General features: G+C 72.2%; 20 protein-coding genes and 2 pseudogenes. 4 read left to right on the top strand and 18 right to left on the bottom strand.

The annotated features are described in order from the left end of the window. Positions 1-20: 20 nt before the first annotated feature. The 6 genes from dxs to GXW83_RS26135 all read right to left on the bottom strand — a co-directional run bounded on the left by dxs (position 21) and on the right by GXW83_RS26135 (position 8,495). Positions 21-1,931: a 1-deoxy-D-xylulose-5-phosphate synthase gene (gene dxs / locus GXW83_RS26110; RefSeq protein WP_182447570.1), complete on the bottom strand. Its 1,911-nt coding sequence runs from the start codon at positions 1,929-1,931 to the stop codon at positions 21-23. A gap of 237 nt (positions 1,932-2,168) precedes the next feature. Then, on the bottom strand, positions 2,169-3,458 hold the full coding sequence (locus GXW83_RS26115; RefSeq protein ID WP_182445517.1) for a sugar ABC transporter permease: 1,290 nt from the start codon (positions 3,456-3,458) through the stop codon (positions 2,169-2,171). Further along, on the bottom strand, positions 3,455-4,243 hold the full coding sequence (locus tag GXW83_RS26120) for an ATP-binding cassette domain-containing protein (protein ID WP_182445518.1): 789 nt from the start codon (positions 4,241-4,243) through the stop codon (positions 3,455-3,457). The genes GXW83_RS26115 and GXW83_RS26120 overlap by 4 nt, the downstream gene beginning before the upstream one ends. Before the next feature lie 213 nt (positions 4,244-4,456). After that, positions 4,457-5,581 (bottom strand): sugar ABC transporter substrate-binding protein, encoded by a 1,125-nt coding sequence (locus GXW83_RS26125; protein ID WP_182445519.1) that lies wholly within the window; start codon positions 5,579-5,581, stop codon positions 4,457-4,459. A 121-nt stretch (positions 5,582-5,702) separates the two neighbouring features. Further along, a complete protein-coding gene (locus GXW83_RS26130; RefSeq protein ID WP_304940989.1) occupies positions 5,703-6,923 on the bottom strand; it encodes an ROK family transcriptional regulator in 1,221 nt (406 codons plus the stop codon). Positions 6,924-7,115: 192 nt separating this feature from the next. Next, positions 7,116-8,495, bottom strand: a complete 1,380-nt coding sequence (locus tag GXW83_RS26135; RefSeq protein WP_182445521.1) for a GH1 family beta-glucosidase — start codon at positions 8,493-8,495, stop codon at positions 7,116-7,118. A gap of 107 nt (positions 8,496-8,602) precedes the next feature. Between GXW83_RS26135 and GXW83_RS26140 the strand changes: the two genes are divergently transcribed. Beyond that, positions 8,603-9,256 carry a TetR/AcrR family transcriptional regulator gene (locus GXW83_RS26140; RefSeq protein ID WP_182445522.1) on the top strand — a complete coding sequence of 218 codons (654 nt, stop codon included), beginning with the start codon at positions 8,603-8,605 and terminating at the stop codon, positions 9,254-9,256. 39 nt (positions 9,257-9,295) lie between these two features. Then, a complete protein-coding gene (locus GXW83_RS26145) occupies positions 9,296-10,048 on the top strand; it encodes a GNAT family N-acetyltransferase (protein WP_182445523.1) in 753 nt (250 codons plus the stop codon). A gap of 57 nt (positions 10,049-10,105) precedes the next feature. On the opposite strand, the gene acnA is transcribed toward GXW83_RS26145, so the two are convergent. Continuing rightward, the gene (gene acnA, locus GXW83_RS26150; RefSeq protein ID WP_182445524.1) at positions 10,106-12,814 is read right to left on the bottom strand and encodes an aconitate hydratase AcnA; all 2,709 of its coding nucleotides are present in this window, start codon (positions 12,812-12,814) and stop codon (positions 10,106-10,108) included. 175 nt (positions 12,815-12,989) lie between these two features. Then, positions 12,990-13,991 (bottom strand): ornithine carbamoyltransferase, encoded by a 1,002-nt coding sequence (gene argF / locus GXW83_RS26155; RefSeq protein WP_182445525.1) that lies wholly within the window; start codon positions 13,989-13,991, stop codon positions 12,990-12,992. Positions 13,992-14,171: 180 nt separating this feature from the next. Here argF and GXW83_RS26160 point away from each other — a divergent pair, with 180 nt between their 5' ends. Next, complete coding sequence (locus tag GXW83_RS26160; protein WP_182445526.1) at positions 14,172-15,269, top strand: chemotaxis protein; 1,098 nt, start codon at positions 14,172-14,174, stop codon at positions 15,267-15,269. On the opposite strand, the gene GXW83_RS26165 is transcribed toward GXW83_RS26160, so the two are convergent. Together GXW83_RS26165 and GXW83_RS26170 are read right to left on the bottom strand one after the other, a co-directional pair. Continuing rightward, positions 15,263-16,186 carry a GlxA family transcriptional regulator gene (locus tag GXW83_RS26165; protein ID WP_182445527.1) on the bottom strand — a complete coding sequence of 308 codons (924 nt, stop codon included), beginning with the start codon at positions 16,184-16,186 and terminating at the stop codon, positions 15,263-15,265. The two genes, GXW83_RS26160 and GXW83_RS26165, sit on opposite strands and share 7 nt — an antisense overlap. Before the next feature lie 7 nt (positions 16,187-16,193). Beyond that, positions 16,194-16,754: an isochorismatase family protein gene (locus tag GXW83_RS26170; protein ID WP_182445528.1), complete on the bottom strand. Its 561-nt coding sequence runs from the start codon at positions 16,752-16,754 to the stop codon at positions 16,194-16,196. A gap of 151 nt (positions 16,755-16,905) precedes the next feature. Between GXW83_RS26170 and dapD the strand changes: the two are divergent. Beyond that, positions 16,906-17,906, top strand: a pseudogene (gene dapD / locus GXW83_RS26175) (2,3,4,5-tetrahydropyridine-2,6-dicarboxylate N-succinyltransferase). Positions 17,907-17,929: 23 nt separating this feature from the next. On the opposite strand, the gene GXW83_RS26180 reads toward dapD, so the two are convergent. From GXW83_RS26180 to GXW83_RS26215, 8 genes and pseudogenes are all read right to left on the bottom strand, one after another. After that, positions 17,930-18,514, bottom strand: coding sequence for a DUF6099 family protein (locus GXW83_RS26180; protein WP_182445529.1), 585 nt, complete (start codon positions 18,512-18,514; stop codon positions 17,930-17,932). A 149-nt stretch (positions 18,515-18,663) separates the two neighbouring features. Further along, entirely contained in the window at positions 18,664-19,032 is a 369-nt protein-coding gene (locus tag GXW83_RS26185) for a nucleotide pyrophosphohydrolase (RefSeq protein WP_182445530.1), read from the bottom strand. Continuing rightward, the gene (locus GXW83_RS26190) at positions 19,029-20,216 is read right to left on the bottom strand and encodes an AAA family ATPase (RefSeq protein ID WP_182445531.1); all 1,188 of its coding nucleotides are present in this window, start codon (positions 20,214-20,216) and stop codon (positions 19,029-19,031) included. Before GXW83_RS26190 ends, GXW83_RS26185 begins: the two co-directional genes overlap by 4 nt. 55 nt (positions 20,217-20,271) lie before the next feature. Next, complete coding sequence (locus GXW83_RS26195; protein ID WP_182445532.1) at positions 20,272-21,105, bottom strand: putative RNA methyltransferase; 834 nt, start codon at positions 21,103-21,105, stop codon at positions 20,272-20,274. Between the two features lie 211 nt (positions 21,106-21,316). Continuing rightward, positions 21,317-21,679: pseudogene (locus tag GXW83_RS26200) on the bottom strand (fic family toxin-antitoxin system, toxin component); the annotation flags it as partial. Then, positions 21,676-21,909, bottom strand: a complete 234-nt coding sequence (locus tag GXW83_RS26205) for a toxin-antitoxin system HicB family antitoxin (protein ID WP_182445533.1) — start codon at positions 21,907-21,909, stop codon at positions 21,676-21,678. The pseudogene GXW83_RS26200 and the gene GXW83_RS26205, both read right to left, overlap by 4 nt. A gap of 148 nt (positions 21,910-22,057) precedes the next feature. Then, positions 22,058-23,362: a class I SAM-dependent RNA methyltransferase gene (locus GXW83_RS26210; RefSeq protein ID WP_225447552.1), complete on the bottom strand. Its 1,305-nt coding sequence runs from the start codon at positions 23,360-23,362 to the stop codon at positions 22,058-22,060. Positions 23,363-23,445: 83 nt separating this feature from the next. Beyond that, entirely contained in the window at positions 23,446-25,557 is a 2,112-nt protein-coding gene (locus tag GXW83_RS26215; RefSeq protein WP_182445535.1) for an APC family permease, read from the bottom strand. Positions 25,558-25,695: the final 138 nt, after the last annotated feature.

A 25,695-nucleotide genomic window follows, 5' to 3' on the forward strand; every position in this document is an offset into this window, starting at 1 on the left:
GCGCGGGCCGACCCGGCCGGTCACGGCGCCAGCGACTCCGCCCGGTCCTGCTTGGCGATCAGGGCGGCCACCCGCTCGGCGATCGCCGGGCCGGTCAGGCCGATCTGCTCCATGATCTCGGCGCGGCTGGCGTGGTCCAGGAACTCCTGCGGGACGCCGAAGTCCCGCAGCGGCACGTCCACCCCGGCGTCGCGCAGGGTCTGCGCCACGGCCGCGCCGACGCCGCCGACCCGGCCGTTGTCCTCGACCGTGACCACCAGCCGGTGCTCCGCGGCCAGCGCGGGCAGCGCCGGATCGACCGGCTTGACCCAGCGCGGGTCCACCACGGTGCTGCTGACGCCCTGGGCGGCCAGCAGCTCCGCCGCCTCCAGGCAGGTCGGGGCCATCGCGCCGACGGACACCAACAGCACGTCCGCGCGGACCCGTCCGGCGGGCTCGGGGCCCTCGCGCAGCACGTCCATGCCGCCGATCCGGCCGACTGCCTCGATCGGGGCGCCGACGGCGCCCTTGGAGTAGCGGACGACGGTGGGCGCGTCCTCGACCTCGACCGCCTCGCGCAGCTGGGCGCGGAGCTGGTCGGCGTCGCGCGGGGCGGCCAGCCGCAGGCCGGGGACGACCTGCAGGATGGACATGTCCCACATGCCGTTGTGGCTGGCGCCGTCGGTGCCGGTGACCCCGGCCCGGTCCAGGACGAAGGTGACGCCGCAGCGGTGCAGTGCCACGTCCATCAGCACCTGGTCGAAGGCCCGGTTCAGGAAGGTCGCGTAGACCGCCACCACCGGGTGCAGCCCGCCGGTGGCCAGCCCGGCCGCGCTCACTGCGGCGTGCTGCTCGGCGATGCCCACGTCGAAGATCCGCTCCGGGAACTCGCGGGCGAACGGCGCCAGGCCGACCGGGTGCAGCATGGCCGCGGTGATGGCGACCAGGTCCTCCCGCTCGCGGCCGAGGGCCACCATCTCCTCGCCGAAGACCGAGGTCCAGTCCTGGCCCGCGGTCTTCACCGGCAGGCCGGTGTCGGGGTGGATCACCCCGACGGCGTGGAAGCGGTCCTCCTCGTTCTGCTCGGCGGCGCTGTAGCCGCGGCCCTTCTGGGTGAGGCAGTGGACGATGACCGGGCCGCCGAAGCCCTTGGCGCGCTTCAGCGCGGACTCCAGCGCCTGCTCGTCGTGGCCGTCGATGGGGCCGACGTACTTCAGCCCGAGGTCCTCGAACATGCCCTGCGGGGCGATGAAGTCCTTGAGGCCCTTCTTGGCGCCGTGCAGCGTCTCGAACAGCGACTGGCCGACGACCGGGGTGCGCTGCAGCGCGTCCTTGCCCCAGGACAGGAAGCGCTCGTAGCCCTGGGTGGTGCGCAGCGTGGCCAGGTGGTTGGCCAGGCCGCCGATGGTCGGCGAGTAGGAGCGCTCGTTGTCGTTGACGACGATGATCAGCGGCCGGTCCTGGGCCTCGGCGATGTTGTTCAGCGCCTCCCAGGCCATGCCGCCGGTCAGCGCGCCGTCGCCGATGACGGCGACCACGTGCCGGTCGTCCAGGCCCTGGATCTCGTTGGCCTTGGCCAGGCCGTCGGCGTAGCCGAGCACGGTGGAGGCGTGCGAGTTCTCGATCACGTCGTGCTCGGACTCGGCCCGCGAGGGGTAGCCGGACAGGCCGCCCTTGACCCGCAGCCGGGAGAAGTCCTGCCGGCCGGTGAGCAGCTTGTGCACGTAGCTCTGGTGGCCGGTGTCGAAGAGGATGCGGTCCTTGGGCGAGTCGAACACCCGGTGCAGGGCGATGGTCAGCTCGACCACGCCCAGGTTGGGGCCGAGGTGGCCGCCGGTCTTGGAGACGGCGTCGACCAGGAATCCCCGGATCTCCTCGGCCAGGGCCGTGAGCTGCCCGGGCGTGAGGCGGTCCAGGTCGCGGGGTCCCCGAATGCGGGTCAGCAGCGCCACCCGTTCCTCCTTCGTCAACGCTGAACTGTGCGGGCTAAGGGACCTGAGTCTAGTGGGGCGAGCGGGAAGCGTCCGCCGTCAGGGGTTCCCGGCGCGGCCCCGGACGTCCGCGCACATGCGACTGCCCGGCACCGGAGCGGTACGGTGCCGGGCAGTCTGTGCATGCCGACCCGGCTCGGGCGGATCTCCCCCTCAAGAGGTCCGTCCAGGGTCGGCAGTCCTGGTGCCGTCGGGCGGTCAGGCCCGGCCGGAGGACTTCTGGGTCCTGCGGGACACCGAGTCGATGACCACGGCGGCCAGCAGCACCACGGCGGTGATCATGTACTCGACGTCGGACTGCAGGCCGAGCAGCTGGAGGCCGGTGGTGATCGACTGGATCACCAGCATGCCGAGCAGCGCCGACCAGGCCTTGCCGCGGCCGCCGAAGAGGCTGGTGCCGCCGATGACGGCGGCGGCGATGGCCAGCATCAGCCATGCGCCCTGTCCGGCGCTCTCCTGCGCGCTGAAGCTCCAGCCCGCGTAGAACAGGCCGCTCAGCGCGCCGAAGCCGCCGGAGATGGCGAAGACCGAGATGCGGATCGCCGGGACGCTGATACCGGCCCGGCGGGCGGCCTCGATGCTGCCGCCGACCGCGAAGATCTTCCGGCCGTAGCTGGTGCGGCGCAGCACCAGGTCGCAGATGACCAGTGCGGCGAGGAAGAACACCAGCGTCATCGGGACGCCGCTGGCCTGGTTCAGCTCGTACGCCGCCGCGAAGGAGACGACGGCCAGGACACCGGTGCGCAGCGCGATCTCGGCGGTGGGCCGGAACGGCACGCCCGCCTTGCGGCGGCGGTTCTGCTCCAGCAGCGAGCTGCCGAGCATGGCGGCCACCGCGAGGGCGGCCAGCAGGTAGCCGCCGGCGATGTCGCCGCCGAGGAAGTAGGCGTTCTGGCCCAGCTCGTGCATGAAGCCCGAGTCGTTCAGGGTGATGCTGCCGCCGACGCTGCCGCTGCCGAGCAGCCACAGCATCACGCCGAACCAGCCGAGGTTGCCGGCCAGGGTGACCACGAAGGCCGGGACACCGACCTTGGCGAAGAAGAAGCCCTGGAGCGCGCCGATGGCGACGCCGCTGCCGATGGCGAGCAGCACGGCCAGGGTCGCGTTTATGCCGTGCACCACGGCCAGCCAGCCGAAGACGGCGGCGGACAGGCCGCTGACGGACAGCACGGACAGGTCGATCTCGCCGAGGATCAGCACGAAGATCAGGCCCAGTGCGGCCATGCCGGTGGCGGCGAGGAAGAAGCAGATCTCGCCGATGTTGGCGGGCTGCAGGAACTTGCTGTTCTGCAGGCCGAAGACGATCCAGATGACGATCAGGCCGACGACGACCGGCAGCGAGCCCAGCTCGCCGCCGCTGATCTTCCGCTTGACGTCGGCGATGTAGCCCTTGATGCCCTCCTCGCGGACCAGCAGCCGCGGGTCGATGGCGGCGGGCGCGGTCTGCGGCGCGGACGGGTCGCTCTGGGTGGTGGTGTCGTTGCTCACTTCGCTGCCTCCGCCGTGCGCGCCTCGCGCCGGGTCACCGCGTTGTCGCTGGCTCCGGTGATCGCGGCGATGATCTGTTCGTGGGTGGTCTCCCGGGCGGGGAACACGCCGTTGTTCTTGCCGAGGCGCAGCACCGCGACGGTGTCCGCGACGGCCTTGACGTCGGCCATGTTGTGGCTGATCAGGATGACTCCGAGGCCGCGCTCGCGGAGCCGCTCGACCAGGTCGAGGACCTGGGCCGTCTGCTCGACGCCGAGGGCGGCGGTGGGCTCGTCCAGGATGACGATCTTGGGCTCGCCGATCAGGGCGCGGGCGATGGCCACGACCTGGCGCTGGCCGCCGGAGAGGCCGGCGATGGGGATGCGGACGCTCGGGATGCGGATGGACAGCGTGCTGAGCAGCTCGCGGGCCTTCTTCTCCATCGAGACCTCGTCGAGCACGCCGAAGCGGCGCAGCTCGCGGCCGAGGTAGAGGTTGCCGACGACGTCCAGGTTGTCGCACAGGGCGAGGTCCTGGTAGACGGTGGCGATGCCGAGGTGCTGGGCGTCCTGCGGGCGGTTGATGCTGACCGGCCGCGACTCCCACTCGATGACGCCCTCGTCGATCGGGTGGACCCCGGCGATGGTCTTGACCAGCGTCGACTTTCCGGCGCCGTTGTCGCCGACCAGGGCGACCACCTCTCCGGCGCCGACCTCGAGCTCGACGTCGGTCAGGGCCTGCACGGCTCCGAACCGCTTGGAGACCCCGCGCAACGCCAGTACGGGTGCGCTTGTCACGTGAACCAACTCCTTAACCACCCGGTGCCTCGGGTGGGTTGCCGCGCCGTCCCGGGCGCAGTTGTCGTGCGAAGTGCTCTGGGGAATGCCGTCCGGGACGACACACATAACCTGCCCCTGGGCGCCGGACCAGTGAGAGACAGCCACTGCCATGGTCCCGCGCTGCGCCCCGCGCGGGAACTCCCGCGCGGGGCGACTGCATGCTCTCGCGTGCCGTGGGTGCTACTGGATGCCGTTGGCCGTGCAGTCGGCCTTGAACTCCGGGGTGCAGATCTGCGCCGGGGTGTACAGGCCGCCCTTGACGATGACGGACTCGACGTTGGACTTGGTGACCGCGACCGGGGTCAGCAGCAGCGACGGGACGGTGTTGCCCGAGCCGCTGGTCTGGGTGCCGGTGGCGATGGTGTTGACGGCGGGGGTGCCGTTCAGCAGGGCGACGGCCAGCTTGGCGGCGGCCTGGGCCTCGGGCGTCGGCGCCTTGTAGATGGTGACGTACTGGGTGCCGGCGAGGATCCGCTGGATGCCGTCGATCTGGGCGTCCTGGCCGGTCAGCGGGATGCCGGAGAGGCCGGCGCCCTTGAGCGCGGCGGCGACACCGGCGGCCATGCCGTCGTTGGCGGAGTAGACGGCGGCGACGTTGGCCTTGCCGAGCTGCTGGATGGCGGCGGTGGTCTCCTGGTTGGCCGTGGGGGCGTCCCAGTTGCCGCTCTGGTCGTAGGCGATGTCGACCTTGCCCTTGACGGCCTCCTGGAAGCCGGCCTTGAACTGGGCGGCGTTCGGGTCGGAGGCGGCGCCGTCGATCTCGACGATCTTGGTGGAGGGGACGGCCTTGGCGCCGAGCGCGGTCAGCAGCGCCGCGCCCTGCAGCTCGCCGACCTTCTCGTTGTCGTAGGAGACGTAGGCGGAGACCGGGCCCTCGGCCAGGCGGTCGTAGGCGACGACCTTGACGCCCTTGTTGACGGCGGCCTGGACGGTGGACTTGATGCCGGCGCCGTCCTCGGCGTCCAGGATGATCACCTTGTCGCCGTTGGCGACCATGGTGGACATCTGCTGCGCCTGGGTGGCGGCGCTGCCGGCGGCGTTGGCGTAGTCGACCGTACAGGTCGAGCACAGGGTCTTGATCTCGGCCGTGATCTGGGGCTTGTCGAAGGCCGCGTAGCGGGCGGTGACGTTGTCGGGGAGCAGCAGGCCGATGGCCCCGCCGGCGGCGGCGGAGGAACCGCCCGAGGCGGAGGAGGAAGCGGAGGAGGAGGAGCTGGAGGAGCCGGCCTTGCCACAGGCCGCCATGCCGAGGGCCATGGAGACCGCAGCAGTGGCGACAACGGTGCGGCGGAGAGTTGTGTTCATGATGTGAGGTGCCTCCCTGACGCGGCCGCTACTTTGCGACCGAGGTGTCAGGGAGTCAACCGTCCTGACAAGGATGACGTCAATAAGTAAAGCTGCCGTGTCGCCAATCCGAACCTATTCGTTATCTTCCTGAAGGCAGGACTGCAACCGAACGTCCTGAATCCCTACCCTCGGTGGCGGGCAATGCCCCAGAGTCACCCATTTCGGACATCACCAGCGCCAAGGCTCCAAGGACTTCGGCCCTCCCTCCCAGGGTGCCAGGGACCACCGAGAGCTGCCTGGCGGCGCTGGGGATCGCATACCGGGCGACGGACTCCCGTATCGGGTCAAGTACCAGGTCACCGGCCTCGGCGAGGTCTCCGCCGAGGATCACCCGGCGCGGGTTCAGCAGGTTGCAGAGGTTGGCCACGCCGGTGCCGATCTGGCGTCCGGCGTCGGCCAGGACCCGGCGGCAGCCGAGGTCGCCGCGCTGGGCCAGTTGGACCACGCGCGGCACCGTCAGATCCACGCCGTGGCTGCCGTTCAGCAGGCTTAGGATGTGCCGGGCGGCGACGAAGGTCTCCAGGCACCCCCGGTTGCCGCAGCGGCAGACCGGGCCGGACTCGTCCAGGGTGATGTGGCCGATCTCCCCGGCCGTCCCGCCCGGCCCCCGGTAGATCTGACCGGCGATCACCAGGCCGGCCCCGACGCCGCTGGCGACCTTGATGTAGGCCAGGTCCGACAGGCCCCGCCCGGCCCCCCAGACCAGCTCGCCCAGCGCGCCGAGGTTGGCGTCGTTGTCGACGTAGACGGGCATGCCGAGGCGGCTGGACAGCTCCTGCCCGGGGGCGATGCCGGTCCAGCCGGGGAGGATGGCGGTGGAGCCCAGCGCGCCGGTCTCGCCGTCGATCGGACCGGGCACCCCCAGGCCCACCCCGATGACCTTCTCCGGGCGGAAGCCGGTCTGCTCCAGCAGCCGGGTGACCAGCAGCTCCGCCCGGCCGAAGCCCTGGTCGGCGGAGGCGTCGGTGTCGATCGGCTCGCTCTCCTCGGCCAGCACCCGGTGCGCCAGGTTGCCCACGGCGACCCGCAGGTGGGAGTGGCCGAAGTCGACGCCGACCACGATGCCCGCGTCGGCGCTCAGCGAGACGCTGCGGGCCCGCCGGCCGCCGGAGGAGGTCGGCGTGACCACCACCGTGCCGACCTCCTTCAGCTCGCGGACGATGTTGGACACCGTCGCGGCCGACAGGCCGGTGCTGCGGGCGATCTCGGCCTGGGTCAGCGAGCCGGCCATCCGGACAGCCCTCAGCACGCGTTCCAGATTGGCCCGATGCAGCGAAGACTGCGATCCCGGCGTATCCACGGACATGTTCCACCCTCCCGAACCCCGGCGACTCGACGGTCCACCAGGGTCCTGCCGCGTCCTTGCGGCGGAGCCCAGCTACAACTAATGAACCCTAAGCTCAGCCAATGGGGTCATCTCCCGTCAAGGCTGAAGGCCGATCGTTGCGAAACCTATGCCGCGAAAACGGAGGAAACGGACACGCCGGAGGCTCTAGCGCGGGCTCCGGTGCCGGGCGATCCGGTCCCGGTACCAGGCGTAGGAGTCCTTGGGCGTGCGCTCCTGGGTACGGAAATCGACGTGCACCAGGCCGAAGCGCTGGTGGTACCCCTCGGCCCACTCGAAGTTGTCGATCAATGACCAGGTGAAGTAGCCGCGGACGTCGACCCCCTGCGCCGCCGCCTCGGCCAGGGCGTCGAGGTGGCCGGCCAGGTAGTCGATGCGCGGCTGGTCGTGGACGGCGCCGTCGGGGCCAGGTTCGTCGGCCACCGAGCAGCCGTTCTCGGTGACGGTGATCGGCGGCAGCGCGGCGCCGTACCGGTCTCGCAGGCCCACCAGCAGCTGGCGCAGTCCGTCCGGGGCCACCGGCCAGCCGAAGGCCGTTCGCGGCACGCCCTCGATCTCGGCCTGCGCGAACGGGAGGCCGTCGGCCTCGGTCGGGGAGGCGATCCGGGTCGGGTTGTAGTAGTTGACACCGAGGCCGTCCAGCCCGGGAGCGGCGATCAGCTTCAGGTCCCCCGGCCGCACGCACCCGCCGAGGTCCTCGCCGATGCCGTACGCACTCAGGTCCGGATAGCGCCCGAGCAGCAGCGGATCGGTGAACAGCCGATTGTGCAGGGCGTCGTAGGCCGCGGCAGCCGCCAGATCCGCCTCCGCGTCGCTCGCAGGCCACACCGGGGTGAGGTTGTCCGCGATCATCACCTCATGACCGCGCTCACGCAGTGCCGCAGCCGCCAGTCCGTGCCCCAGGAGCTGATGGTGCGCGGTCGGCAGCGCGTCGAGCATCAGCGTGCGGCCCGGGGCGTGGATCCCCAGCGCGTAGCCGTACACCATGTGCACGAAGGGCTCGTTCAGCGTGATCCAGGCGGGGATCCGGTCCCCCAGCCGGTCCGCGACGATCTCGGCGTACTCGGCGAAGCGGTACGCGATCTCGCGGGTCAGCCAGCCGCCGTCCTCCTCCAGGGCCTGTGGCAGGTCCCAGTGGAAGAGCGTGGGCAGTGGGGTGATGCCGGCGCCGAGCAAAGCGTCCACCAGCCGGTCGTAGAAGGCGAGCCCGGCCGGATTGGCCGTCCCGCCGCCCGTGGGCTGGATCCGGGGCCAGGAGATCGAGAACCGGTAGGCGTCCAGGCCGAGGCCGCGCATCAGCGCCACGTCCTCGTCGTACCGGTGGTAGTGGTCGCAGGCCGTGGCGCCGGTGTGGCCGTCGCGGACCGCGCCGGGCCGGGCGGTGAAGGTGTCCCAGATCGACACCCCCCGGCCGTCCTCGGCGGCGGCGCCCTCGATCTGGTAGGCGGAGGTGGACACCCCCCAGCGGAAGCCCGCCGGCAGCGCGGGCTCGGTCGGCGGGGTCGTCAGCGGTTCGGACAGCGGCATGGGCGGGGCTGCTCCTGTTCCTGGGCATTCCTCCTGGACGAATGAACATGAGCCATACTCGCGTTATCTGCTCGCCAACGCCACCCCCGATCCGGCACAGTGGGGCCATGCCGACTCCCGCCCCCGCGCCGGGCTCCGCCGTCCGCCGCCGACCGGTCCAGCGACGCAGCCTGGAGCGCTTCGGACGGATCCTCGACGCCTGCGCCGAGCTGCTGGACGAGGTCGGCTACACCGGCCTCACCACCAAGGAGGTCGCCCGCCGGGCCGCCGTGCCCATCGGCACGCTCTACCAGTTCTTCCCCGGCATCGAGGGGCTGCTGGGCGCCCTGGCCGAGCGCAACCTGGAGCACTACGCCGACCGCCTCGCCCAGCGGCTGCTCGCCGATCCGCCCGGGCACACCGGCGACCTGGTCGACCTGGCCGTGGAGGAGTACGTGGCCATGCACCGCTCGGTGCCCGGCTTCGGCGTGGTCGACTTCGGCGCGATCGGCATGGAGGACACCGGCAGCATGCACCTGATCGACGCCGACCGGGACAACAACACCGTCGCCGCCGACCGGCTCTGGTCCGTCATCGGCGACGCCCTCCTCGCCACCCGGGATCCGGCCGCCGCCGACCCGGCCGGCAATCCCCGGCTGGCCCTGCGGGTCGCCCTGGAGTGCGCCGACGCCGTGCTGCGGCTGGCCTTCCGCACCGACCCCGAGGGCGACCCGGCGCTGATCGACGAGTGCCGCCGGCTGCTCCGCCGCTACCTGGCCTGAAGCCCGGCGTCCCGCACGGGGCCGACCTATGATCGCAGGGTGGCCGACAGCGAACTGCAGCGCGTGAACGCCTTCCGCAGCGCCTTCGCCCGCGGCCAGGCGGTACGGGTGGTGCCGGTCCGCGGCGGCTTCACCGTCTCCGACGAGCGGTTCCGCCACTCCTTCGAGCACAACCAGCTGATCGTGGACGCCCCGGTGGACCTGCCGACCGTGCTCGGGCTGTACCCGGGCCACCCGCAGGTCACCGTCTACGACGACGCCCTGGGCCGGCTCTGCGCCGAGCCGCTGCGGCTGGCCGGCTACCGGCACAGCTCCGAGGTGGTCATGGCGCACACCGGGCCCGTCCCGCACCCGGCCCCGGGCCGCGCCGCCGAGGTGCGGCCGGAGGAGCTGCGGGAGCCGGTGCTGCGGCAGCTGCGGCTGTGGATGCCGGACCACGACGCCGAGGTGGTCCGGCAGTTGGCCGACCGGCGGGAGGCCCGGAGCGGGGGCGCCGCGCAGGTGCTGTTCCTGGCCGCGCGCACCGCCGACGGCAGGATCGCCGCCTGGTGCGACCTCTACCTGGACCCGGCCTCGGGCATCGCCCAGATCGAGGAGGTGGTCGCCGACAGCGCGCTGCTGCGCCGGGGCCACGCCGACGCGGTGCTGGCCGCCGCGCTGCACCGGGCCGAGGCGGAGGGCTGCCCGCTGCGCTTCCTGGTCGCCGACGCCGACGACTGGCCCCAGCACTGGTACGCCCGGCGGGGGTTCGCCGAGATCGGCCGCTCGCACACCTTCACCCGCGGCGACTGACGCGTCGGGGCCCCTCCCGCAGCGCGGAAGGAGCCCCGAACTGCTCTGCGGATACGACTACTTGGCGATCAGCGAGCGCAGCACGTACTGCAGGATGCCGCCGTTGCGGTAGTAGTCGGCCTCACCGGGGGTGTCGATGCGGACCTTGGCGTCGAACTCGACGTCGCCGGCCTTCACCTTCACCGTCGCCGGGATGCCGCCGTCGTTCAGCGCGGTCACGCCGGTGACGGAGAAGGTCTCCTCACCGGTCAGGCCGAGCGAGTCGGCGCTGGCGCCCTCGGGGAACTGCAGCGGCAGCACGCCCATGCCGATCAGGTTCGAGCGGTGGATGCGCTCGTACGACTCGGCGACGACGGCCTTGACGCCCAGCAGCGCGGTGCCCTTGGCGGCCCAGTCGCGGGACGAGCCCGAGCCGTACTCCTTGCCGGCCAGGATCACCAGCGGGACGCCGGCGGCCTGGTAGTTCTGCGCGGCGTCGTAGATGAAGGCGACCGGCGCGCCGTCCTGGGTGAAGTCGCGGGTGTAGCCGCCCTCCGTGCCCGGGGCGATCTGGTTGCGCAGGCGGATGTTGGCGAAGGTGCCGCGGATCATCACCTCGTGGTTGCCGCGGCGCGAGCCGTAGGAGTTGAAGTCGCGCTTCTCCACCCCGTGCTCGGTGAGGTACTGCGCGGCGGGGGTGCCCGCCTTGATGTTGCCGGCCGGGGAGATGTGGTCGGTGGTGACCGAGTCGCCCAGCTTGGCCAGCACCCGGGCGCCGGTGATGTCGGTGACCGGGCTCGGCTCGTGCGCCATGCCCTCGAAGTACGGGGGCTTGCGGACGTAGGTGGACTCGGCGTCCCACTCGAAGGTGTCGCCGGTGGGGATCGGCAGCGACTGCCAGCGCTGGTCGCCCGCGAAGACGTCCGCGTAGTCCTTGGTGAACATGTCCTGGTCGATGGAGGAGGCCACGACCTCGGCGATCTCCTGCTCCGTCGGCCAGATGTCGGCCAGGTAGACCGGCTTGCCGTCGGCGTCGGTGCCCAGCGCGTCCCGGGTGATGTCGACGTTCATGTTGCCCGCGATGGCGTAGGCGACCACCAGCGGCGGCGAGGCCAGGTAGTTCATCTTGACGTCGGGGTTGATCCGGCCCTCGAAGTTGCGGTTGCCGGAGAGCACCGAGACGGCCGCGAGGTCGTGCTCGTTGACGGCGGCGGAGACCTCGTCCGGCAGCGGGCCGGAGTTGCCGATGCAGGTCACGCAGCCGTAGCCGACCAGGTTGAAGCCCAGCTTCTCCATGTAGGGGATGAGGCCGGCCTTCTCGTAGTAGTCCATGACGACCTTGGACCCGGGGGCCAGGGTGGTCTTGACCCACGGCTTGGCGCGCAGGCCGCGCTCCACGGCCTTCTTGGCGAGCAGCGCCGCGCCCAGCATCACCGACGGGTTGGAGGTGTTGGTGCAGGAGGTGATCGAGGCGATCACGACCGCGCCGTTGTCGATCTCGTAGGTCGAGCCGTCCGGGGCGGTGACCAGGGTCGGCTTGTGGATGCCGTTGCTGACCGCCGGGGCGTCGGAGGCCGGGAAGGACTCCTTGCCCGACTCGTCGTCCTCCGCGATGTAGTCGCGCACGGCGTGGCGGAAGCGCTCGGCCGCCTCGGCCAGGACGACCCGGTCCTGCGGGCGCTTGGGGCCGGCGATCGAGGGGACGACCGTGGCCAGGTCCAGCTCGATGTACTCGGAGTAGACCGGCTCGGCCGACGGGTCGTGCCACAGGCCCTGGGCCTTGGCGTACGCCTCGACCAGCGCCAGCTGCTGCTCGCTGCGGCCGGTCAGCTTCAGGTAGTTGATGGTCTCGGCGTCGATCGGGAAGATCGCGCAGGTGGAGCCGAACTCCGGCGACATGTTGCCGATGGTGGCGCGGTTGGCCAGCGGCACCGAGGTGACGCCCTCGCCGTAGAACTCCACGAACTTGCCGACGACGCCGTGCTTGCGCAGCATCTCGGTGATGGTGAGCACCAGGTCGGTGGCGGTGGCGCCGGCCGGGAGCGCGCCGTTCAGCTTGAAGCCGACCACGCGCGGGATCAGCATGGAGACCGGCTGGCCCAGCATCGCGGCCTCGGCCTCGATGCCGCCGACGCCCCAGCCCAGCACGCCCAGGCCGTTGACCATGGTGGTGTGCGAGTCGGTGCCGACGCAGGTGTCCGGGTACGCCTGGCCGCCGCGCACCATGACCGTGCGGGCCAGGTGCTCGATGTTGACCTGGTGGACGATGCCGGTGCCCGGCGGGACGACCTTGAACTCGTCGAACGCGGTCTGGCCCCAGCGCAGGAACTGGTAGCGCTCGCGGTTGCGGCCGTACTCGATCTCGACGTTCTGGGTGAACGAGTCCTTGGTGCCGAACTTGTCGGCGATGACGGAGTGGTCGATGACCAGCTCGGCCGGGGCCAGCGGGTTGATCTTCGCCGGGTCGCCGCCCAGCTCCTTGACGGCCTCGCGCATGGTGGCGAGGTCGACCACGCACGGGACGCCGGTGAAGTCCTGCATGATCACGCGCGCGGGGGTGAACTGGATCTCCTGGCTGGGCTGCGCGGTGGCGTCCCAGTTGCCGAGCGCGCGGATGTGGTCGGCGGTGATGTTCGCGCCGTCCTCCGTGCGGAGCAGGTTCTCCAGAAGCACCTTCAGGCTGTAGGGAAGGCGCTCGGAGCCCTCGACCTTGTCCAGCGTGAAGATCTCGTACGACTCGTCGCCCACCTGCAGCGAGCTGCGGGCGTCGAAGCTGTTGGCGGACACGACTGTCTCCCTAATGTTTCTCAATGCGCACAGGCTCTGGACGCGCGGTCTGCAGAAGGTGCGAGCGGCCCTCTACGCGCCTATCCACGCGATCGTGCCGAGGATATCTTGACGTCGAGATAACCATAGTGCATCCCGTCTCCGGGAGCGACGCGGGCACGGGGGTCGGCGGCCGTCAGTCGCCGAGGGTGGCGACCATGACCGCCTTGATCGTGTGCAGCCGGTTCTCGGCCTGGTCGAAGACGATCGAGTGCGGGGACTCGAACAGCTCGTCGGTGACCTCCAGCTCGGTCAGGCCGGTGGTGGCGTGCAGCTGCCGGGCCACCTCGGTGCCCAGGTCGTGGAAGGCCGGCAGGCAGTGCAGGAACTTCACCGCCGGATTGCCGGTGGCCCGGACGGTGTCCATGGAGACCTGGTACGGCGTCAGCAGCTCGATCCGCTCGTCCCAGACCTCCTTGGGCTCGCCCATGGACACCCAGACGTCGGTGTAGAGGAAGTCCGCGCCGCGCACTCCGGCCGGGACGTCCTCGGTGACGGTGATCCGGGCGCCGGTGCGGGCGGCCAGCGCCTGCGCCTGCGCCTGGACCTCCGCCGCCGGCCACAGCCGCCGGGGGGCGACCACGCGGATGTCCATGCCCAGCAGCGCGCCGGTGACCAGCAGCGAGTGGCCCATGTTGTTGCGGGCGTCGCCGAGGTAGGCCAGGGCGACCTCGGCCGTCGGCTTGGTGCTGTGCTCCTCGATGGTGAGGACGTCGGCCAGCATCTGGGTGGGGTGCCACTCGTCGGTCAGCCCGTTCCACACCGGCACGCCCGCGTGCGCGGCCAGCTCCTCGACCACCTCCTGCCCGAAGCCCCGGTACTGGATGCCGTCGAACATCCGGCCGAGGACCCGGGCGCTGTCCTTCACCGACTCCTTGCTGCCCAGGTGCGAGCCGCTGGGGTCCAGATAGGTGGTGTGCGCGCCCTGGTCCGCCGCCGCGACCTCGAAGGCGCAGCGGGTGCGGGTGGAGCCCTTCTCGAAGATGAGCGCGATGTTCCGGCCGCGCAGCCGGGGCTGCTCGGTACCGGCGTACTTGGCCGCCTTCAACTGCGCCGACAGGTCGAGCAGGAAGCGGAACTCCTGGGGGGTGAAGTCCAGCTCCTTGAGGAAGTGCCGATGCCGCAGATTGAAGGCCATGCCGGGCTCCTGGATGACGGGACGGTCGATTGACCCGGCAAGTCTATACGTCGATTGACATTTTTATGCAGGAACCTCGCTCCGGGTGCTGCCACTGGCATTTGTCGGATATAACCGATTTATCTCGGGTCTCGCCGGGAACAGGCCAAGGAAGGCACACCCCCTCCGGAAAGGGTCTCCATGTACCGCGCTCTCACTCCCGCCACCCTCGCCGAGCTGCGTCGTCCTCGCCGCTACCCCGCCGTGTCGATCCTGATGCCGACGCACCGGCGCGAGCCGGACAACGCCCAGGACCCGGTACGGCTGCGCAACCTGGTGGCGGAGGCCAAGGAGCGGGTGCACGCCGACCCGGACGTCTCCCGGGCCGACCGGCTCGACGTCTCCGCGCAGCTGGACAAGGCGTTGGCCGAGGTCGACCTGGTGCACGCGGACGAGGGGCTGGCCATCCTGGTGGCGCCCGGCGAGAACCAGGTGTGGTCGCTCAGCCGCAGCGTGCCGCCCCGGGTGGTGATCGCGGAGACCTTCCTGACCCGCAATTTGGTGGCGACCCAGGCGTACAACCAGCCCTACTGGGTGCTGGTCGTCTCCGCCGACCACGCGAGCCTGTGGAGCGGCGGCCCGGAGCGCGTCGCCGAGCACACCGACGGGGCCTTCCCGCTCTCCCGCAGCCTGGAGGACCCGGACTCGGAGCGCAAGGAGCGCATCGGCGACCTGCCCAGCACCTACACCGACGAGCTGACCCGGCAGTTCCTGCGGGAGGTGGACGTCGCCGTGGGCACCGTGCTCGGCACCGAATCCCGCCCGCTGTACGTGGTGGGCGAGGCGGCCGCGCTGGCGCTGCTGGGCGACGTCGGCACGGCGGCCAAGGGGGCCGCCGCCCGGGTGCCGCACGGCGGCCTGGCCCAGGGCCCGGCCGAGGCGGTGTGGCAGACGGTCCGCCCGGCGGTCGAGGCCCAGTCCGCCAAGGAGGACGCCGCCGCGCTCGGCGAGCTGGACCGGGCCCGCAGCCGCAAGGAGTTCGCGGCCGGGATCGACGAGGTGTGGCAGAAGGTGAGCACCGGGCGGGTGGCGCTGCTGGCGGTCGAGGAGAACTACCAGGTGACCGTCCGCGAGGACGGCGAGCACCTGGTCCACGCCGACCCGGGCGAGCAGGGCGCACGCGAGGACATGGTGGACGAGGTGGTCGAGCAGGCCCTGGACACCGGGGCGCAGGTGCGCTTCGTCCCGGACGGCGAGCTGGCCGACTCCGGGCAGATCGCGGCCGTGCTGCGCTACTGACCGACCGCCGGGCCGGACCGGCTGCGCAGTCGGCGCAGCATCCGGGGATCCTCGAAGCCCACGGCCCTGGCGGCGGCCTCGACGGTGGAGCCGTGGGCGATGAGGTGTTCGGCGCGTTCCAGCCGCAGGGTCTGCTGGTAGCGCAGCGGGGTGAGGCCAGTGGCCCGGCCGAAGAGCCGGGTCAGGGTGCGTTCGCTGACGCCGAGCGAGGCGGCCAGGCCGGACAGCGGGAGCCGCTCGGTGAATCCGGCGTCGATGGCGTCCTGCGCCCGATGGACGGTGTCGTCCAGGTGGGCGCGGTGCCGGAACATGGCGCTGTCCTGCTGCTCGTGGCCGTTGCGCCGGGCGTAGACGACCATGTCCCGGGCGACCCGGGCCGCCGCGGCCGGGCCGTGGCGGGCCGAGACCAGGTGCAGCGCCAGGTCGATGCCGCTGGCGATCCCGGCCGAGGTGACGACCCGGTCGTCCACGGTGAACAGCACGTCGCGGACGACCGCGGCTCGGGGGTAGCGGGCGGCCAGCTCCTCCTGCAGGTCGTGGTGGGTGGTGCAGCGGCGGCCGTCGAGCAGCCCGGCGGCGCCCAGCGTCTCGGCCCCGGCGCAGACGCTGGCGACGGTGCCGCCCCGGTCGTGGTGGTCCCGCAGTCGGCGGGCCGCCCAGTCCCCGGGCTGCGGGCCGCGCGCCAGGGTGGGCGCGCGGCAGCCCGGCACCAGCACCAGGTCGTCCGGGGCCAGCTGCGGCCAGTCGGTCCCGGCCTGCAGCGGCAGCCCTTGGGCGCTGGTGACCAGCGGCTGCTCGGCGACGTACTGGAGGGTGTAGCCGAGGCCGAAGTCGGCGGCGGTGGAGAAGACCTGTGCGGGCCCGGCGAGGTCCAGCAGGTGCACGCCGGGCAGCAGCAGGAACAGGATGCGGCTCATGGTGCTGTCATCGTGCCTCCTCACGGGCGCGCTGTTCCAGTGCGTCGACGGTGGTGACGGTGGCGAAGCGGTCGGCCAGGACGAACTCGGTGCGGCGCACGATCTCCTCCGCCGGGAGCGTGACGCCGTCGCGGGTGATCGGGTGGGTACCGGTGGCGTCGCTGACGAAGGTGACCTGGTAGCCGAGGTCCGAGGCGACCCGGGTGGTGGTCTCGACGCACTGCTCGGTCCGGATGCCGCAGGTGGTCAGCTCCCGCACGCCGCGCAGGGTCAGCTCCTGCTGCAGGTTGGTGGTGGTGAAGGCGTTGTGGCTGGTCTTCAGGACGACCAGGTCGTCCTCGTGCTGCTCCAGCCCGGCCATCAGCCGGACGTGGCCCAGGGCCGGGTCGAAGACGTCGCCGCTGCCGGGCTCGGAGTGCAGCACCCAGACCACCGTGTCCCCGGCGTCGCGGGCGAGCCGGACCAGGCGGTTGACCTTGTCGGTGATCCCCGGGTTGTTGGTGTGCTCCCAGTCCGGACGCACGCGGAAGGAATCCTGGACATCGATGACAATCAGTGCTCGACTCATGTGACCCAGTCTGGCCTGCGCAGACAGCGGCCGGGCAGGCTTGATCGGGTCTCGATGCGGACCGATCCGGTCACCTTGCGGGCGGCGGAGGGGACCGTCCGGGTGTCGGTACGGTTCGGCGTCCCGGGGCCGGATTGGCTAGCGTGCAGGGGTGACCAACGAGACCGCACCCCTTGACTCCCGTACCGCTCGCGGCGCCGTCGCCGCGGGTCTGGCCAGCATCGCCGCCGACGGCACCGTCCTCGACACCTGGTTCCCCGCCCCCGAGCTGAGCGAAGCCCCCGGCGCGGCCGGGACCGTACGGCTCTCGGCCGAGGAGGCCGCCGCCGCGCTGGGCCCGGCCGTGGCCGGCGCACTGCGCACCGACGCCCGGCGCGGCGTCGAGGTCGTGGCCGTGCGCACCGTCATCGCCTCGCTGGACGACGCCCCCACCGACGCCCACGACGCCTACCTCCGCCTGCACCTGCTGAGCCACCGGCTGGTGCAGCCGCACGGCCAGAACCTGGACGGCCTCTTCGGCCTGCTCGCCAACGTCGCCTGGACCAGCATCGGCCCGGTCCCGGTGGACCGGGTGGAGGCCGCCCGGCTGGCGGTCCGCTCCGAGGGCGGCCAGCTGGCCGTCTTCGGCATCGACAAGTTCCCCGGATGACCGACTACGTCGCCCCCAGCGGGGTCCGCGTCGCCCACGCCGACCGGGTGCGCCTGGGCGCGCACCTGGCGGCCGGGACGACCGTGATGCACGAGGGCTTCGTCAACTTCAACGCCGGGACGCTGGGCGTCTCCATGGTGGAGGGCCGGATCTCGGCCGGGGTGGTGGTCGGCGACAACAGCGACATCGGCGGCGGCTCCTCGATCATGGGCACCCTGTCCGGCGGCGGCAAGCAGGTCGTCTCCGTGGGCGAGCGCTGCCTGCTGGGCGCCAACGCCGGGATCGGCATCTCGCTGGGCAACGACTGCGTGGTGGAGGCCGGGCTGTACGTCACGGCCGGGACCAGGGTGACCCTGCCGGACGGCAAGATCGTCAAGGCGGTGGACCTGTCCGGCCTGCCGGACCTGCTGTTCCGCCGCAACTCGCAGAGCGGCGCGGTCGAGGTCATCGCCCGCACCGGCTCCTGGGGCGGGCTGAACACCGCCCTGCACGCGCACAACTGACGGCGCACCGGCCGAGGCGGCGGTCATGACCCGCCGCCGAGGCCGGTACCGGCGGGATCGGCAGCGGCGTCCGCAGCGGCGTCGGCAACAGCATCCGCAGGTGCGTCCCCCGTGTCCGCGCCGGGGTCGGCGGGCGGGCGGGCCGCGGTGACCGCCCGCAGCAGGTCGGCGGCCAGGTCCTGGCACTCGGACACCGCGTCGACGGAGTCGATGCAGCGCCAGTACAGCTCCTGCTCACCGGCCCCGCAGGCGAGCACGATCAGCGCCTCCGCCGTCTCGTGGATCAGCGTCCGCAGATCGCGGACGGTGCCCTCGACGTCCCGGATCGCGGTGAGCCGCCGGGCCCGGGCCGCCCCGCCGCCGTCGTCCGGTGGTCGGCCGACGCAGGCGGCGGCGTGCCCGGCCGCCTCGACCAGGGCCCCGGCGATCTCGACCACGCCGCTGCCGTAGCGGCTCGGCTCGGCCTGCTGGGCCAGCCGGACCGCCGCCAGCGAGGCCACCGCCTCCACCACCGCGCACGCCTGCCATGCCTCGGCCAGCGCCGGGGGCACCGACCGCGCCTGGGCGAGGGCGTGCCGGGTGGATGTGATCAGTCGTTGTGCGTCCATGGCGCCGCTCCCCCGCTGGTCCGCTGACGGACGTCCCGTCAGGGGACCAGCGTGGCGCGCCGCGCCGACGGCCGGCGGCGGTCAGCCCTCAGCTGTGGACGAAACCCCGGGTGTGGACAACTCCGTCACCCGGACGAGGGACGGTCCGGTCAGGAGCCGTCCAGCGGCGGGGTGCCGCCGACCGGGAAGCGCAGCTCATTGCGCTCGATCTTGGCGGCCAGCGCCGTCAGCGGATCGACGTCCAGCGCCGAGCAGAACTGCAGCAGGTAGGCGAGCACGTCCGCCACCTCGTCCTCGACCTGGTGGGCCGTCTTCGGGTCGCTCATCACGGCCGCGGACTGTTCCGGCGTCAGCCACTGGAAGATCTCCAGCAGTTCGGACGCCTCCACGCTCAGCGCCGCCGCCAGGTTCTTCGGGGTGTGGAAAGGCCCCCAGTCCCGTGCCGTCGCAAAGGCGCGCAGCCGCTGCTGCAGCTCCGGTACGTCCAGGCCGCCCCCGGCCTCAGCGTGATCACTCATGGCGCCATTGTCGCGGACGCCGCCGCGGCGGCGGGAACCAGGTCGCTGCCGCCGGTCACCGGATCGCGGCGGCAGTGGACGTCCAGCACGCCGGGCAGCTCCGCCGGTGCGCGGCCGGTGGCCAGCAGCCGCACATGGCCGCGGGCGGCCACCTCGTCCGCGAGCGGCAGCAGCACCGGGTAGAGGTCCGGGTCGAGGTCCTCGGCCAGCACGGTGAGCAGCCGGTCGGCGTCCGGGACCTCGGCCGCCGAGCGCATCTGCAGCACCTCGGGGCCGGTCAGCAGCACGGTGGCGAAGGCCAGCCGGCGCAGTGTCCCGGCGCCCAGCAGCGCCGCCGGGGTCCAGCGGCCGCCGCCCTCGTCCAGGGCGGCGGTCACCCGGGCGGCACCGGTCGCGGCCTCGCGCAGCACCCCGAGCCCGACCACCGGGTGCGGGCTGCCCGCGCGCACGGCCCGGACCAGCTTGCCGTAGCGGATCCGGCACTCGCCCTGGAGCCGGGCGATCACCGCCGACAGGTTCTCCCCGGAGCTGCGCAGCCGGGCGTCGTCCAGCTCCTGGTCCCAGCCGCGCATCAGCCCGGGGACGGGATCGATGACGAAGAGTTCGCGCAGCGCGGTGAGCAGCTGCTCGACGGCGGTGAGCACCTGCCGCTCGCCCGCCGTGGCGCCCGCGACCCGCAGCGGCAGCTGCGCGGTGAGCAGCGAGGAGGCCGACAGCGGGGCCTGGATGTCGCGCTGCCGCCCGCCGCTGAACCAGGCGGCGTTGATCCGGCCGCGGGCCCGGTCCTCCTCGCCGGTGCGCAGCAGCGGGTGCCCGTCCAGGTCCAGCCGTTCGGCGGCCACCCGGGGGCGGCCGTCGGTGCGGACCGTGACGTCGAGGCCGACCGTCCCCTGCGGGGTGCCGACCGAGCAGCCGAGCCGGAAGCCCTGGCGTCCGTGCGGCACGCAGCCGGGCAGGCCGCCGCGGACCCCGGACAGGGCCTCCTCCAGCTCCCCGCCGCCGGCCAGCCCGGACAGGGCGACCAGCGCGTCCAGGGCGTTGGACTTGCCCGCGCCGGAGTCGCCGTGCAGCAGGGTGACCGGGCCCAGCGGCAGCGCCGAGCCGGTATGGGACTTGAAGGCGGACAGCCGCAGCTCCTGGACGGTGGCGCGGGGCGGGGGGCAGGGCAGGTGTTGATCGATCACACCGGGGACGCTACTGCCGCCGGGTGTCCCGGTGCCCGGTGCGACCTGCGGCTGTCTACGAACGAGTGAACGCGCTGAGCGTGACCGAGGCGGTGACCGGGGCGGGCAGCGGCAGCGCGGCGATCCGGCGGTCGAGCTCGGCCGGGTCGGTGTGCCAGGCGCTGGGGCCCATGTCCACCACGGTGCGCACGGCCGGGTGGTCCAGCAGCATCGGGAAGGTGTGCTCGCTGCTGCCCTGGTACTCCAGGTGCGGGCCGAGGGTGGCGGACAGCCGCTCCTGCTTGCGGTCGTCCACCCCGAGCAGCCCCAGTTCGCCGACCAGCTCGCCCAGGTGACGCGGGGTCGGCGCGACCACGAGCAGGGTTCCGCCGGGCCGCAGCACCCGGCGGATCTCCGGGCCGTTGCGCGGAGCGAACACGTTGAGCACCGCCGAGACGGACCGGTCGCGCAGCGGCAGCGGCCGCCAGGCGTCGCAGACCACGGCGCCGGTACGGGGGTGGGAGCGGGCGGCGCGGCGCAGCGCGAACTTGGAGATGTCCAGCGCCAGCCCCCGGGCCTGCGGCAGCGCCTCCAGCACGGCGGCCAGGTAGTAGCCGGTTCCGGCGCCGAGGTCGGCGACGCAGTCGCTGTCCCGGGGCACGGCCCCGGCCAGCGCGGCGGCGATCGGCGCGTAGTGGCCCGCGCCGAGGAACTCCTGGCGGGCGGCGACCATGGCGGCGGTGTCGCCGGTGCCGGTGTGCGCGTCGCCGGGCAGCAGGTTGGCGTAGCCTTGGCGGGCGACGTCGAAGGTGTGCCGGGCGGGGCAGTGCAGCGGGCCGCCGCCGTCGGCGAGCGCCAGGGGCTGCCCGCAGTGGGGGCAGGCCAGGTACTCCACGATGTCCTGCAGCACGTGCACCGATCCTCGGTCGTCCGGTCGTTCGGGGGCCCGCAGGAAGCCGGGCCGCCCGCGCGAGGACAGGCTACGACCCGGCGCCGTCCTCGTCCGAGCCGTCCCCGTCCTCGCCGCCGTCCAAGCCGTCCAGACCGTCCGGGCCGCCCAGGTCGTCGACGCCGCCGTCGCCGCCGTTGCCGTCAGCGCCGTCGGGCAGCTGGTCGACGATCCATCCGGCCAGGCGTTCGGCGGTGGCCTCCACGCCGAGGCGGCCGTCCTGCACGCCACGGGCCAGGCTGCGCATCTCGCGGGTGGTGGTGGCGACGCTGGCGCCGCCGGAGACCAGGTAGGCGAAGGCGACGGCGGTGGCGAACAGCTCGTTGTTGCGCTCCAGCGCGGGCACCCGGATGAGCTGGTGCATGAGCGCCGCCGCCCGGTCCTCCGGCTCGGGGTAGACCAGGACGTCGAAGATCTCGGCCTGGTGCCGGGTCACGGCCGCGACCAGGGAGCCGTAGTCGGTGACCCGGGGGTCTCCGGGGGTGTACTGCTCGGCGACCATGAGCAGCCAGGACAGGTCGATCTCGACGTTCAACGGCGCCCGCCCGTCCCCTCGTGCTCGCCGAACTCGGCGAGGAACGCCGCCTCGTACTCCTTCATGAACTGGGCGGCGGCGTCCACGAAGGAGCGGCCGACCTCGCCCATGTCCTGCTGGACCAGCTTCTCGATGTACTGGTTCATGCTGATCCCCTCCTCTTCGGCCCTGGACCGGGCGATCTCGGCAGTGGTGGCGTCCACCCGGACGTTCAGCTGCTTCTTAGTCATACCTTCACGCTAGCGCGATTCCGCTAGCACGCAAGGCCCCGGCGGGGGCGGACTTGGAGGGGATACCCCCCTGGGGGCGCATCGAAAAGGCCCGGGGGCGCGAGCGCGGCAAGCGCGCGCCCCCCGGGCCTCGGGTGTCGTCGGGCGGCTACCGGGCCGCGACCGGCTCCAGGACGGCCACGCACTCCACGTGGTGCGTCATCGGGAATAGGTCGAAGGCCCGCAGGCTGACCGGCCGGTAGCCGACCGCCGCGAAGAACGACAGGTCGCGCGCCAGCGCCGCCGGGTCGCAGGCGACATAGGCGATCCGGCGCGGGCCCAGGCCGGCCAGGTGGCGGACGGTGTCCCGGCCCGCTCCGGCCCGCGGCGGGTCCAGCACCACCAGGTCGGTCTCGGTGATGCCGGTGCGCGGCAGCAGCCGCTCGACCCGGTCGCACTCGATCCGCACCCGGCCGTCGCCGATCAGGTCGGCCAGGTTGTGCCGGGCGTCGGCGACGGACTGCTTGGACGACTCGATGCCCAGTACCGCGCCCTGCTCGCCGAGCCGGTCGGCCAGCGCCCCGGCGAACAGGCCGACGCCGCAGTACAGGTCCAGCGCGTTCTCGCCCTCCTGCGGGTCCAGGCCCTCCAGGACCGCGGAGACCAGCAGGTCGGGGGCGTCCGGGTGGATCTGCCAGAAGCCGCCGTCGGCGACCCGCCAGGTGCGCCCGGCGGCCCGCTCGCGCACGAAGGACCGCCCGTGCACCCGGTGCAGCCCGCCGTGCCCGTCGATCCGCATCACCGACACCGGCCGGTCCAGTTCCACGATCGGCAGCCGGGCGTCGTCCCGCGGCGTCAGGATGATCTGACGGTCGGACGATCCGCTCGCGGCGACCGCCTCCACCGTCGCCATGCCGTCCCACGAGCGGGACTCCACGCCCAGCTCGGCCACGCCCTCGGCGGCGATCAGGCAGCCGTCGACCGGCTGCACCTCGTGCGAGCGGTGGCGGCGCAGCCCGGCCCTGCCGGTGGCCGGGTCGACGGCGTACTGCACCCGGGTGCGCCAGCGGGGCACCACGCCGGCCGGGAGCTTGCCGCCGACCGGCTCGACGCTGCCGTCCCAGCCGGCCTCGGCCGGGGTCAGCTTGGCCAGCTGCCGCAGCTGCTCGGTGACCACCTGCACCTTGAGCTTGCGCTGCGCGCCGGGGGCGGCGTGCTGCCAGTCGCAGCCGCCGCAGCGGCCCGGGCCGGAGAACGGGCACGGCGGCTCGACCCGGTCCTTGGAGGCGGTCAGCACCTCGACCGCGTCCGCGCGCAGGAAGCGCGAGGAGGCCGAGCCGTCGGTGACCTCGGCGACGACGCGCTCACCGGGAAGCGCGTGCCGCACGAACAGCACCCGGCCCTCGTGGCGGGCCACGCAGTGGCCGCCGTGGGCGACCGGCCCCACCTCCACCTCGTACCGCTGTCCGACCAGGGAGTCCGCTCCGGGCGCCTCGGCGGGTGCGGAGGCCGGGGCGGACGCGGTCGCGGTCGCGGCGGGGGTGGGACGTCGGTTCGTCACTCGTTGCTGTCCTTGCTGCTCTGGCTGGTGCTCTGACTGGTGCTCTGGCCGGAGTCCTGGCCCACGCCGCGGCCGGCGCGGTGCGCGTCCCGGTTCTGCAGGCGGTTCGGGCTCCCCCGGCGGATCTGCCCGGGGGCGCTCCACTCGACCGGCTTGCGCCGCCGCTCGGAGGACTCCAGCTGCCAGGGTACCGAGGTCACCATCACGCCAGGGGTGAACAGCAGCCGCCCCTTGAGCCGCAGCGCGCTCTGGTTGTGCAGCAGGTGCTCGTACCAGTGGCCGACGACGTACTCCGGGATGTAGACCGTGACCACGTCGCGCGGGCTGGTCCGGCGCAGGTTGCGGACGTACTCCACGACCGGGCGGGTGACCTCGCGGTAGGGCGAGTCCAGCACCTTCAGCGGGATCTCGATGCCGCGGCGCTCCCAGTCGGCGCGCAGCGCGGCGGTGTCGCCCTGGTCGACGCTGACCGTCAGCGCCTCCAGCGTGGAGGTCTTGGCGGACCGGCTGAGCTGCGCGTACGCCAGCGCCCGCAGGGTCGGCTTGTGCAGCTTGGAGACCAGCACCACCGAGTGCACCCGCGAAGGCAGCAGCGCCTCGTCCGGGCGCTCCTCGGCGGCGGCCAGCTCGGCGGAGACCCGGTCGTAGTGCTTGCGGATGGCCTTCATCAGGATGAAGAACACCACCATCAGCAGGCAGGACATCCAGGCGCCGGCCAGGAACTTGGTGCTCAGCACGACCACCAGCACGCAGGCGGTGCAGGTCAGGCCGATGCTGTTGATCACCCGGCTGCGCATCATCCGGCGGCGCACGGCCGGGTCGGTCTCGGTCTTCAGCAGCCGGGTCCAGTGCCGGATCATGCCGGTCTGGCTCATGTTGAAGGAGACGAAGACGCCGATGATGTACAGCTGGATCAGCCGGTCCGGGTTGGCCCCGTAGCCGATGATGAAGACGATGGCCACGGCCGCCAGCGCGATGATGCCGTTGGAGAACGCCAGCCGGTCGCCGCGGGTGTGCAGCTGGCGCGGCAGGTAGCGGTCCTGGGCGAGGATCGAGCCGAGCACCGGGAAGCCGTTGAACGCGGTGTTGGCGGCCAGCACCAGGATCAGGCCGGTGACCGCGGCGATGAAGTAGAAGCCGGGGGTGAAGTTGCTGAAGACGGCCTGGCTGATCTGCGCCAGCGCGGTCTTCTGCTGGTAGCCCGACGGGGCGCCGAGCAGCTGGCTGTTGCTGCCGGCCATCTTCAGGCCGGTCAGGTTCCCCATCCAGATGATGCCCATCATCATGATGACCGCCATCACCGCCATCATCAGCAGCGTGGTGGCGGCGTTCTTGCTCTTGGGCTTGCGGAAGGCCGGGACGCCGTTGCTGATCGCCTCGACGCCGGTGAGGGCGGCGCAGCCCGAGGAGAAGGTCTTCAGCAGCAGGAACACCATCGCCAGGCCGGCCAGGTTGCTGTGGCCGGGCTCGGCGACCAGGTGGAACCCGGAGCTGGCGGCGTGCATGTTGGTGCCGAAGCCGAAGTGCCGGATGGCCGCGTAGCCGGTCAGGCCGAGGATGCCGATCATGAAGCCGTAGGTGGGGATGGCGAAGGCCGTGCCCGACTCGCGCACCCCGCGCAGGTTCATCCCCATCAGCAGGACGACCAGCGTCACCGAGATCGCCACCTCGTGGCCGTGCAGCGAGGGCACGGCCGAGACCAGGTTGGCGACGCCGGAGGTGGTGGACACGGCGACGGTGAGCACGTAGTCGACCATCAGCGCGGCCGCGACGGTCAGACCGGCATTGCCCCCGAGGTTGACCGTGGCCACCTCGTAGTCGCCGCCGCCGCTGGGATACGCGTGGACGTTCTGCCGGTAGGAGGCGACGACCACGAGCATCACCAGCGCCACCACCCCACCGACCCACCACGAGTAGTGGATGGTGGAGATCCCGGCCACGGAGAGGGCCAGGAAGATCTGCTCCGGGGCGTAGGCGACGGAGGAGAGCGCGTCGGAGGCGAAGACTGGCAGAGCGATCCGCTTGGGGAGCAGCGTCTCGCCGAGTCTGTCGTTCTGGAGGGCGCGACCGATCAGGATGCGCTTGGGCAAGCCGGTGAGTTTGGACACGCTCAGGATGGTAGGCCCAGATCTTAACGTCATCTTGATGGCCCTCCCCCCTGAACGACCAGGGCACAGGGCGTCGATAGCCATGAGCTTGATCTGTCAGTTCCGCCATTTTCCTGCGATTCGCAGGTCAGATGGGGT

Source organism: Streptacidiphilus sp. PB12-B1b, from assembly GCF_014084125.1.
GTDB lineage: Bacteria > Actinomycetota > Actinomycetes > Streptomycetales > Streptomycetaceae > Streptacidiphilus.

Excerpts from the sequence above, each read along its gene's own strand:
- GXW83_RS26125 (WP_182445519.1), bottom strand. The coding sequence starts at position 5,581 with ATGAACACAACTCTCCGCCGCACCGTTGTCGCCACTGCTGCGGTCTCC.
- GXW83_RS26135 (WP_182445521.1), bottom strand. The coding sequence starts at position 8,495 with ATGCCGCTGTCCGAACCGCTGACGACCCCGCCGACCGAGCCCGCGCTG.
- GXW83_RS26140 (WP_182445522.1), top strand. The coding sequence starts at position 8,603 with ATGCCGACTCCCGCCCCCGCGCCGGGCTCCGCCGTCCGCCGCCGACCG.
- argF (WP_182445525.1), bottom strand. The coding sequence starts at position 13,991 with ATGGCCTTCAATCTGCGGCATCGGCACTTCCTCAAGGAGCTGGACTTC.
- GXW83_RS26160 (WP_182445526.1), top strand. The coding sequence starts at position 14,172 with ATGTACCGCGCTCTCACTCCCGCCACCCTCGCCGAGCTGCGTCGTCCT.
- GXW83_RS26165 (WP_182445527.1), bottom strand. The coding sequence starts at position 16,186 with ATGAGCCGCATCCTGTTCCTGCTGCTGCCCGGCGTGCACCTGCTGGAC.
- GXW83_RS26170 (WP_182445528.1), bottom strand. The coding sequence starts at position 16,754 with ATGAGTCGAGCACTGATTGTCATCGATGTCCAGGATTCCTTCCGCGTG.
- GXW83_RS26180 (WP_182445529.1), bottom strand. The coding sequence starts at position 18,514 with ATGGACGCACAACGACTGATCACATCCACCCGGCACGCCCTCGCCCAG.
- GXW83_RS26185 (WP_182445530.1), bottom strand. The coding sequence starts at position 19,032 with ATGAGTGATCACGCTGAGGCCGGGGGCGGCCTGGACGTACCGGAGCTG.
- GXW83_RS26205 (WP_182445533.1), bottom strand. The coding sequence starts at position 21,909 with ATGACTAAGAAGCAGCTGAACGTCCGGGTGGACGCCACCACTGCCGAG.